This window comes from Flavobacterium sp. (assembly GCF_020217025.1).
In the GTDB taxonomy this organism is placed as follows: Bacteria; Bacteroidota; Bacteroidia; order Flavobacteriales; family Flavobacteriaceae; genus Flavobacterium.
The window spans coordinates 1-10000 of the sequence record NZ_JAIWOF010000189.1 but is presented as its reverse complement, the minus strand read 5'-3'; the positions used below and the strand labels follow the sequence as shown (position 1 = coordinate 10000).

Below are 10000 nucleotides of genomic sequence, written 5' to 3'. Positions count from 1 at the left end.
GATTTTCTTTCAAGGCGGACCAGTGCGTCAAGCAAAATTAACCAATAGATATCAAGCAAAATCAAAAGTACCATTGTTCATCGGAATTGATGCCGAATGGGGTTTAAGTATGCGATTAGATTCTACCTATCGTTATCCTTGGAACATGACATTAGGTGCAGTTCAAGATATGAAGTTGATTGAAAAAGCTGGAAATCAAATGGCAAAACAATCAAAGCGAATGGGAATTCACTTCAACTTTGCTCCAGTTGTTGACATCAATACGAATCCAAAAAATCCAATTATTGGCAATCGTTCGTTTGGAGAAACTAAAGAAAACGTTACCGCTAGAGCCATTGCTTTAATGAAAGGTTTACAAGACGAAGGCGTTTATGCAACAGCGAAACATTTTCCAGGTCATGGCGATACTTCAACCGATTCACATCATACATTACCGGTTGTAAATTTCGACAGAAATCGTTTGAACGATGTAGAACTTTTTCCTTATAAAGAATTGATTAAAAACGGATTAACTAGTGTTATGGTTGCGCATTTAAATGTACCAAGCATTGAACCTAGAGAAAATTATCCAACATCCATTTCCTATCCAGTAGTTACTGATATTCTTAAAAAAGAATTGCAATTTGAAGGTTTAATTTTTACTGATGCCTTGAATATGAAAGGCGCAAGTAATTTTAAAAAACCTGGCGATATTGATTTAGAAGCTTTTTTAGCTGGAAATGACGTTTTGTTATTTGCTGAAAATGTTCCGGTTGCGATTAAGAAATTTAAAGAAGCTTTCGATGCTGGAATTATTACAGAAGATCGTTTGATGTATTCGGTTAAAAAGATTTTAGCTTATAAATACAAAGCGAATTTAAATAACTACCAACCAATTGTTTTAGATAATTTATACAAAGATTTGAATGCGGTAGAATATGATGCTTTAAATTATAAATTATATGAAAATGCAGTTACTGTTGTCAAAAATCATGATAAATTAGTTCCTGTTCGTGATATTGAAAAGGAGAAAATTGCCTATATTAAATTAGGAAACGATAAATCAGATACGTTTTTAGCTAATTTGAGAAATTACGCTTCAATTAGTGAAATTACAAACAAAAATTTAGATTCGGTTTTAGTACAATTACAAGATTATACGAAAGTAATTATTGGTTATCACAAACAAGATGGCGCATGGAGAAATCACAATTTGAATTTCAAAGAAATGCTTTGGATTAACCAAATTGCTAAGCAAAACGATGTGATTTTAACTTGTTTCACAAAACCATATTCGCTTACGAATCTAAAAAACTTCGAAGATATTGAAACTATAGTTGTGGCGTATCAAAACAACGATATTGCACAAACGATTGCCCCTCAAATTATATTTGGAGCCATGGGAGCAAAAGGAAAACTACCTGTTTCAATTGATGACGAATTCAAAGTAAATGAAGGAATTGAAACATTAGAAATCAAACGTTTAGGGTTTACAATTCCAGAAAACGTAGGCATGAATTCTAAAGTGTTAACTAAAATAGATTCAATCGCTAATTACGCTATTTCTAAGAAAATGACACCGGGTATTCAAGTAGTTGTTGCTCGAAAAGGAAAAGTTATTTACCAAAAATCATTCGGAAATCACACTTATGAATCAAGTCAAAATGTGACGAATACAGATGTGTATGATATTGCTTCTTTGACAAAAATTATTGCTACTTTACCTAATGTCATGCAAGAATTTGATCAAGGTCATTTAACTTTGGAAACGAAATTAAAAACCATGTTGCCTGAAGCTAAAAACTCTAATAAAGCAAACGCAACGGTTTTAGATATGTTAACACATCAGGCTCGTTTTCAACCTTGGATTCCTTTTTATAAAGCTACTTTAGACAGTTTGAATCGACCGAGTACGCATTTTTACAGAACTGAATTTTCAGATGATTTTCCTATTCACGTAGCCGATAAATTATATTTAAGAAAAGATTATAATGATACCATTATCAGTACCATTTTAAAAAGTGATTTACTACCAAAAAAACAATACAAATACAGCGATTTTACGTTCATTCTTTTTAAAGAATATTTAGAGTTACATAGCAAAAAATCACTTGAAGAATTAGCTCATACAAATTTTTTCGAGCCTTTAGGTGCTAATTCTATTATGTACAATCCACTGCGAAAAATGAATTCGAGTAGAATTATTCCAACGGAAAATGATACATATTTCAGACATCAATTAGTACAAGGATATGTTCACGATATGGCAGCGGCAATGCAAGGAGGAGTTTCTGGTCATGCAGGTTTATTTGCAAATGCATTAGATGTAGCAAAAGTGATGCAAATGTATCTTCAAAAAGGTAGCTATGGCGGAAGAACATACATTTCTGAAAATACATTTAATATGTTCAACACTTGTTATTTCTGTAAAGAAGGAAATAGAAGAGGAGTTGGTTTTGATAAACCGCAATTAGGAAATGAAGGGCCAACATGTGGTTGCGTTTCACTAACAAGTTTTGGTCATACTGGATTTACAGGAACCATGACTTGGGCTGACCCAGAAAAAGAAATTGTTTACGTTTTCTTATCTAACAGAACGTATCCAGATTCCAATGCAGCAAATAAATTATCTAAAGAAAATATTAGAGAAAATATTCAGAAAGTAATTTACGAAGCTATTGTTGAGTAATTATTGTAAATTTATTCTATATAATCTTCAACCAATTAACTATGACATCAACAGCATCAACAGTAGAGCAATACATCAACGAAGCTCCAGAAGACAGAAGAGAAGCGTTACATAAATTAAGAAATATAATCTTAGAGAATCTTCCAGAAGGTTTTCAGGAAGGAATTGGTTATGGTATGATTGGCTATTCTGTTCCTCATTCAATCTATCCGCCAGGTTATCACTGTACTCCAGAATTACCACTACCATTCATGTCATTTGCAAGCCAGAAAAACAGCATTAATTTCTATCACATGGGAATTTATGCTAAACCTGAATTATACGATTGGTTTGTAACCGAATATCCAAAACATTCAAAGCAAAAATTAGATATTGGCAAAAGCTGTTTGCGCATCAAAAAGCCAGAAAACATTCCGTTTGAATTGATTGGTGAATTAGTAAAAAAAATCACAGTACAAGATTGGATAGCTACTTACGAGGCGGCTTTTAAAAAATAATTTTTAACAAATGTTTTAGAATTGCCAACGTTAGAAGTGGTAATTTTATTTCAAAATTTAAATAGATGAAAATTGCGATAGTTTGTTATCCTACATTTGGAGGAAGTGGTGTTGTAGCAACCGAATTGGGTTTGGAATTAGCCAAAAGAGGTCACGAAATTCACTTCATAACTTACAGTCAACCCGTGCGATTAGCCTTGTTGAATGCAAATGTGCATTATCATGAAGTTCACGTTCCAGAATATCCGTTGTTTCATTATCAGCCTTATGAATTAGCACTTTCGAGTAAGTTAGTTGATATGGTGAAATTGTACAAAATTGATGTTTTACACGTGCATTATGCCATTCCACATGCCTATGCTGGATATATGGCAAAACAAATGTTAGCAGATGAAGGTATTCATATTCCAATGGTCACCACGCTTCACGGAACCGATATTACATTAGTTGGAAATCACCCATTTTACAAACCAGCAGTAAGTTTCAGTATCAATAAATCAGATGTGGTAACGAGTGTTTCACAAAGTTTAAAAGACGATACGTATCGTTTGTTTGATATTAAAAAAGAAATTGAAGTTATCCCGAATTTCATCGAGTTAAACAAGGATAAATTAAAAGAAAATATTCCGTGTCATCGTTCGTTAATGGCGAATGAGGATGAGAAAATTATAACTCATATTTCCAATTTCAGAAAAGTAAAACGAATCGAAGATATTGTAAAAATCTTTTATGAAATTCAGAAAGAAGTTCCATCTAAATTAATGATGGTAGGAGAAGGTCCAGAAAAAGAAGGAGCAGAGCAATTATGCGAACAATTAGGAATTCAAAATAAAGTGATTTTCTTTGGAAATAGTAATGAAATTGATAAAATTTTATGTTTCTCCGATTTGTTCTTATTACCTTCAGAAACAGAAAGTTTCGGATTAGCCGCTTTAGAAGCTATGGCTTGTGGTGTTCCTGTAATTTCGAGTAATTCTGGTGGACTTCCCGAAGTAAATAAAGATGACTTTTCTGGTTATTTGAGTGATGTTGGCGATGTTGCTAAAATGAGTCGTGATGCTATTTCGCTGTTAAAAGATGAGGATAAATTAGCGCAATTTAAAGTGAATGCTTTAGAAACAGCTAAACTTTTTGATATTCAAAATATCATGCCTTTATATGAGCAAGTTTATTTTAAAGCTTTAAATTCAAAATAATGATCAAATTTTTACCTTTAATTTTAGTAATTATATCTTGTAGTACTTCGTCTCCAAAACAAGTAGTAGACTCTTCTTTTTCGGTAATTTTTAAAAGTGAAATGGGTGGAGCTGAAAAATCGAGTCATTTGTTAATACAAAATAATGAATCGTATATTCAATTTATAGAATCTCTAAAATTAGACGAATCGCAATATGCAAATTTTTTAAAAGTTGATTTTAAAAAGAAAGATGTATTAGTTTTATATCAAGGACAAAAAACATCTGGAGGTTATTCAATTGATGTTGAATCAGTAGTAAATGATAATTCCACTATTTTGGTAAAGAAAAAAGAAATACAACCTAAAGCAGGTGAAATTACAACAACTGTAATTACTTCACCTTATTGTATAGCTTTAATACCAAAAGGCAAAAAATTAATAATAGAATAAAAAAAAAGTCCCAATTTAATTGGGACTTTTTTAATATTAGTTGAATTTGTATCTAATTCCTAATGCGATATCTGGACCAAAACCGTCTCTAAAATCAGCATAATCACCGCCAAAATAAATTTCTGGTCTAAAGTCTAAAGATAATTGAATAGGTGCTTCTTGAAAGTTATATTCAATACCTAAATCTCCAGCAGCTAATACAAAGCTTCCACTATCTTTAAATCCATTTTTGTTGTAGCTCCAGCTTCCAACACCAGCACCAGCACCAGCATACCAATTGAATCCACCATCAATGTTCCAAATCCATTGATATAAACCAACTAATTTAAAAGCATCAACATCTTTACTATTTCTCCAACCTAAGTCAAATTCTAATCGATTGTTAGATCCCATCCCTCTTTGGTAAGAAATTTCACCACCAAATCCATCATTATCACCTAAACGTAATCCTAATGCATTTTTTGAAATGTCTTGAGCCTGAGCGCTAAATGCTAAGCCTAGTAGCATAAAAGCAGATAAAATTAATTTCTTCATATTATATGTTTTTACAAATATAGCTAATTTTTTACAAATTCTATGCCATTTTAGTTTGCCAAATACAAATCAAGGTATTCTTTTTGGTTTTGAGATCCTGAAACTGGTATTTCAAATTGATCAGCAATATCTGAATTAATTGAATAATTAGTGTTTGTATTTACATAAACTACACCGATGTTTTCTGCCGTATAAATTGTTGATATAATTAAATCTTGAGGAGACAAAATTGTAATAGGAATTGTAAATAAACCAATTGTTTGAACTGTAGTAACCGTTACATTTAGTTTTATTTTAGTAGCCTTTACATTTTCATAAATATCTCCAATAGGAGAAGTAAATGTTGGTAAACTTTCTCCACCATAACTTTGAAGAGAATAATTTATAGTAATGGGATAATCTTGATACGTTTGTTCTATAGTTCCTGTTACGGGAGAACTATTTAAAGATTGTCCGTTAGAAGCATTACTATTAAAAATAACAAAATCAGTTAATGATAAATCCAAGTTAATTGGTAAACTTTGTCCTGCAGCTAATGACAAATTACCCGAAAGTAATAATTTAGAACCACTTTTTCTTACGCTGTTATTTCTTAATGAGGAAGAATAAAATCCAGTAGCAATATCATCTTTTGTTTGAAATTTTTTATAAGTTTTATCATTAATAACAATATCACCAAAAATATAGAGAGAATCTCTTGAAAATATTCCTTCACTATCTACATCATACGTCCAATAATTTCCATCTACTAGTGGAATATTAAAATTACTATTTTCAGGTTCATCATCATTAGAACAAGAAATAAAGATTGAAGAGACTGATAAAAATATAAATAATATTGATTTTTTCATAGTTATTAGGGTTAAATTATTAAGCAATATAGCATTTTTATTAATTATTTAAGAATAAGTAACTCAGAATTTAGAATCCTTTTTTATGACTACTATTTTTTAAATTATCATTACATTTGTTTATCAATATAAATTAATTTAAGATTGGTATCAGTTATGGCAGGAAATACTTTTGGAAAATTATTAAAACTAACCACTTTTGGTGAATCACACGGTGAAGCTTTGGGTGGAATTATAGATGGATGTCCTGCTGGTTTAACATTAGATTTTGATTTTATTCATAATGAAATGCAAAGAAGAAAGCCTGGGCAATCTTCAATTGTAACCCAACGAAAAGAAGAAGATGAAGTGCAATTTTTATCTGGAATTTTCGAAGGCAAAACGACGGGAACTCCAATAGGATTTATTATTCCAAATACGAATCAAAAATCGGATGATTATTCGCATATAAAAGATACCTATCGTCCAAGTCATGCCGATTATGTTTACGAACAAAAGTATGGCATTCGTGATTATCGCGGTGGAGGAAGAAGTTCAGCTCGTGAAACAGCAAGTAGAGTAGTAGGTGGAGCTATTGCGAAGCAAATTATTCCTGATATTAAAATCAATGCTTTTGTTTCATCTGTAGGTGAAATTTTTATCGATAAACCTTATCAAGATTTGGATTTTTCTATGACTGAAAGCAATGAGGTTCGTTGTCCTGATGTTGCTTCGGCAGAAAAAATGATTGCCTATATTAAAGAAATTAAAAAACAAGGTGACACTGTCGGTGGAACAATTACTTGTGTAATTCAAAATGTACCAATTGGTTTAGGCGAACCTGTTTTTGATAAATTACATGCCGAATTAGGTAAAGCGATGTTGTCTATAAATGCGGTAAAAGGCTTTGAATTTGGAAGCGGATTTTGTGGTGCTAAAATGAAAGGAAGCGAACACAACGATTCATACAATCCAGACGGAACTACTAAAAGTAATCTTTCAGGAGGAATTCAAGGTGGAATTTCAAATGGAATGGATATATACTTTCGAGTTGCATTTAAACCTGTGGCAACATTAATTCAAAAACAAGAAGTTTTAACTAATCAAGGAGAAATTATTGAGCAACAAGGGAAAGGACGCCACGATCCTTGTGTGGTACCAAGAGCCGTACCTATTGTGGAAGCAATGGCTGCTTTAGTTATTGCCGATTATTTTTTGCAAAATAAAATTTATTCATAACAAAAAACGACCAAATTATTGGTCGTTTTTTTTCTTTTTATCACTATTCATCATTAGCATTACTGCGCCAACTAAGCCAAGACACACAAGAGCAAAAACAATAATCATGATGAATGTTCCATTGCTATGTGAATAAAGAGGTAATAATAAATTTGCCATAGTTACAAAGGTTAGAATTTAAACAAAGATAAAATTTATCAATTGTTTATTTCCTGATAATTATCATGTAACTTATTCTAAAAACTTAGCTTTTAATTCGGGGGTTGGAATCATACAAGCGTCTTTTTTACCATACCATTTGTATCGATTTTTTGCTACATAATCGTAAACAAAATCTCTTAATCCTGTTGGTAATATCGTAAAAACAGTTGCTAAAGTAAAAATACCACTCAATCCTTTTGCAATTTGCAAAGCAGCTGTTGATTTGTAATAATAGGAAATTCCAGGTTCATACAACACTATGCTATCTGTGTGAATAGGATTGATTCCAATGTGTTTTAAAATTGTTTGACCCAATTCTGATTGAAGCGAAACAAATCTGAAAACATCTTTTTTATCATGCTTAATCACGTATTGAACAGAGGAATTGCAAAGGTTACAAACACCATCAAACAATATTATTTTTTTATCTTGCGGTAAATCATCTATTTCCATATATCAAGGTCAATTTCAAATTCAATGTCAATTTCAAGTTTAAAAATTGGGAAAATATGGCTGTGTAAATTAAACAGGTTGTACGTATTCCAATTGGTCTAAACTCACTTTTGATGTAAAAATTCCGTAATTTACAGTAGCTTTTGTTTTTTCAATCACATCAATGGTTCCAATGGCTTTTCCGTCTTTCATGCGTACACGGTCACCAACTTTTAGTATAACTTTTGGTTTGTTTTCTTCTTCAATTTTGGCTTTGATTTTCTTTTCTTTTTTAACCGTGCGAATTTCCTCTACCTTAACTTTTACTTCTTCCTCTACTTTTTTCTGGATAACTTCTTTTACTTTCTTTTCTTTAACCGAAAGTTTTCTACGTTTTGAATTTTCAATCTCAACCATTTTTAAAAACTCACCAATTAAGGTCTTTTTGTCTTTGTTATTGAAGTAACTCTCCGAAATATCATCAATTTTTTGTCCAATATAAATCAAACGTTGGTTAGCATCGTACAATTCTTGATAACGCTCCAATTTCTCTTGAATTTTCGCATTGATGGTTTCCATTTTTTTGCTTTCTTCACGCGCTTTGGTTTCTTCTTCTTTTAAAGTTAAAGATGTTTTTTCTAATTTTGAACGCTCTTTTTGAAGGGTAGCAATGGTTTTGTCGAAACGAACTTTTCCGCCTTCTATTTTCTTTTTAGCACGATTGATTAATCCAAACGGAATACCATTTTTTTGTGCTACTTCAAACGTAAATGAACTTCCGGCTTGACCTAAAATCAATTTGTACATGGGTTCTAATGATTTTTCATCGAACATCATGTTCGCATTCGACGCATAAGGCAATTCGTTAGCCAATATTTTTAAATTACTGTAATGTGTTGTTATAATTCCGAAAGCTTCACGAGCATAGAATTCTTCCAAGAAAGTTTCTGCTAAAGCACCACCTAATTCAGGATCAGAACCGGTTCCAAATTCATCAATTAAGAACAAGGTTTTAGCGTTACATTTCTTTAAGAAGTAGTTCATGTTCTTTAATCGGTAACTATATGTACTTAAATGATTTTCAATGGATTGATTGTCGCCAATATCTGTTAAAATTCTATCGAATAAAAAGGTTTCGCTTCGTTCGTGAACCGGAATTAATATCCCACTTTGCAACATCAATTGTAGTAATCCAACGGTTTTTAAGGAAATCGTTTTTCCACCAGCATTTGGGCCCGAAATCACAATAATGCGACTTTCATTATGTAATTCGATGGTTTGTGGATACGTAACCGCTTTCTTTTCTTTATTGTTTAAATATAAAATAGGATGGAAGGCTTCTCTAAAAAACATTCGCTTTTCTTCAATAATATTTGGAAGAATTCCATTGATTTTGTTAGCATATTTAGCTTTTGCGGCAATCACATCAATATCACTTAAAAAGTCTTGGTAAGCCGCAATCGTTTCAGTAAACGGACGAATTTCATTGGTTAAACGTTTTAAAATACGCATGATTTCTTCGCGCTCTTCGTATTCCAAATTGTTTAACTCACGCGAATAACGTTGCGCTGCTTCGGGTTCGATGTAAGCGATACTTCCTGTTTTAGAACTTCCTAAAATCGAACCTTTTACTTTTCTTCGATACATGGCTAAAACCGCTAAAACTCTGCGATTTTCAACCACGGTTTCTCTAATATCATCTAAATAACCAAGTGAATTATATTGACTCAAAGCCATACCAAAACTCTGGTTGATTTTCCCTCTTACCACATTAATGTTTCGGCGAATATCTACTAAATCTGGAGAAGCATTATCTTTTATGATTCCGAACTTATCAACTACTTCATCAATGCGTTGAATAATCAATTTTACAATGTCAATTTGAGACGCTTTTTGGTACAAATTGGGATAATAATCTTCGAACTTCTTTAAAAACTGAATCAACGTAATCGCCGTTTCTGAAAGGTTGGCA

General features: G+C 31.9%; 10 protein-coding genes. 5 read left to right on the top strand and 5 right to left on the bottom strand.

Annotated features, from left to right (window positions below; translation table 11 throughout):
* From LDL23_RS09800 to LDL23_RS09785, 4 genes are all read left to right on the top strand, one after another.
* The coding region (locus LDL23_RS09800) for a glycoside hydrolase family 3 N-terminal domain-containing protein (RefSeq protein ID WP_291265528.1) at window positions 1–2668 on the top strand (2668 nt) is incomplete at its 5' end.
* Between the two features lie 41 nt (window positions 2669–2709).
* Window positions 2710–3165, top strand: a complete 456-nt coding sequence (locus LDL23_RS09795) for a DUF1801 domain-containing protein (RefSeq protein WP_291265527.1) — start codon at window positions 2710–2712, stop codon at window positions 3163–3165.
* A gap of 65 nt (window positions 3166–3230) precedes the next feature.
* Complete coding sequence (bshA, locus tag LDL23_RS09790; protein WP_291265526.1) at window positions 3231–4361, top strand: N-acetyl-alpha-D-glucosaminyl L-malate synthase BshA; 1131 nt, start codon at window positions 3231–3233, stop codon at window positions 4359–4361.
* Entirely contained in the window at window positions 4361–4792 is a 432-nt protein-coding gene (locus LDL23_RS09785) for a protease complex subunit PrcB family protein (protein ID WP_291265525.1), read from the top strand. Before bshA ends, LDL23_RS09785 begins: the two co-directional genes overlap by 1 nt.
* Before the next feature lie 36 nt (window positions 4793–4828).
* Here the strand turns inward: LDL23_RS09785 and LDL23_RS09780 are convergent, their stop codons facing one another.
* Both LDL23_RS09780 and LDL23_RS09775 read right to left on the bottom strand, forming a co-directional pair.
* On the bottom strand, window positions 4829–5326 hold the full coding sequence (locus LDL23_RS09780) for a hypothetical protein (protein WP_291265524.1): 498 nt from the start codon (window positions 5324–5326) through the stop codon (window positions 4829–4831).
* Between the two features lie 50 nt (window positions 5327–5376).
* A complete protein-coding gene (locus LDL23_RS09775) occupies window positions 5377–6177 on the bottom strand; it encodes a hypothetical protein (protein WP_291265523.1) in 801 nt (266 codons plus the stop codon).
* 156 nt (window positions 6178–6333) lie between these two features.
* On the opposite strand from LDL23_RS09775, the gene aroC reads away from it, so the two are divergent.
* Window positions 6334–7395 carry a chorismate synthase gene (aroC, locus tag LDL23_RS09770; protein ID WP_291265522.1) on the top strand — a complete coding sequence of 354 codons (1062 nt, stop codon included), beginning with the start codon at window positions 6334–6336 and terminating at the stop codon, window positions 7393–7395.
* Between the two features lie 15 nt (window positions 7396–7410).
* Here the strand turns inward: aroC and LDL23_RS09765 are convergent, their stop codons facing one another.
* The 3 genes from LDL23_RS09765 to LDL23_RS09755 form a co-directional block, all read right to left on the bottom strand.
* Window positions 7411–7554: a hypothetical protein gene (locus tag LDL23_RS09765; RefSeq protein ID WP_111565834.1), complete on the bottom strand. Its 144-nt coding sequence runs from the start codon at window positions 7552–7554 to the stop codon at window positions 7411–7413.
* A gap of 72 nt (window positions 7555–7626) precedes the next feature.
* Window positions 7627–8049, bottom strand: coding sequence for a thiol-disulfide oxidoreductase DCC family protein (locus LDL23_RS09760; RefSeq protein WP_291265521.1), 423 nt, complete (start codon window positions 8047–8049; stop codon window positions 7627–7629).
* Window positions 8050–8118: 69 nt separating this feature from the next.
* Window positions 8119–10000, bottom strand: a 1882-nt coding sequence (locus LDL23_RS09755; protein ID WP_291265520.1) for a DNA mismatch repair protein MutS, incomplete at its 5' end; no start/stop codon positions are given.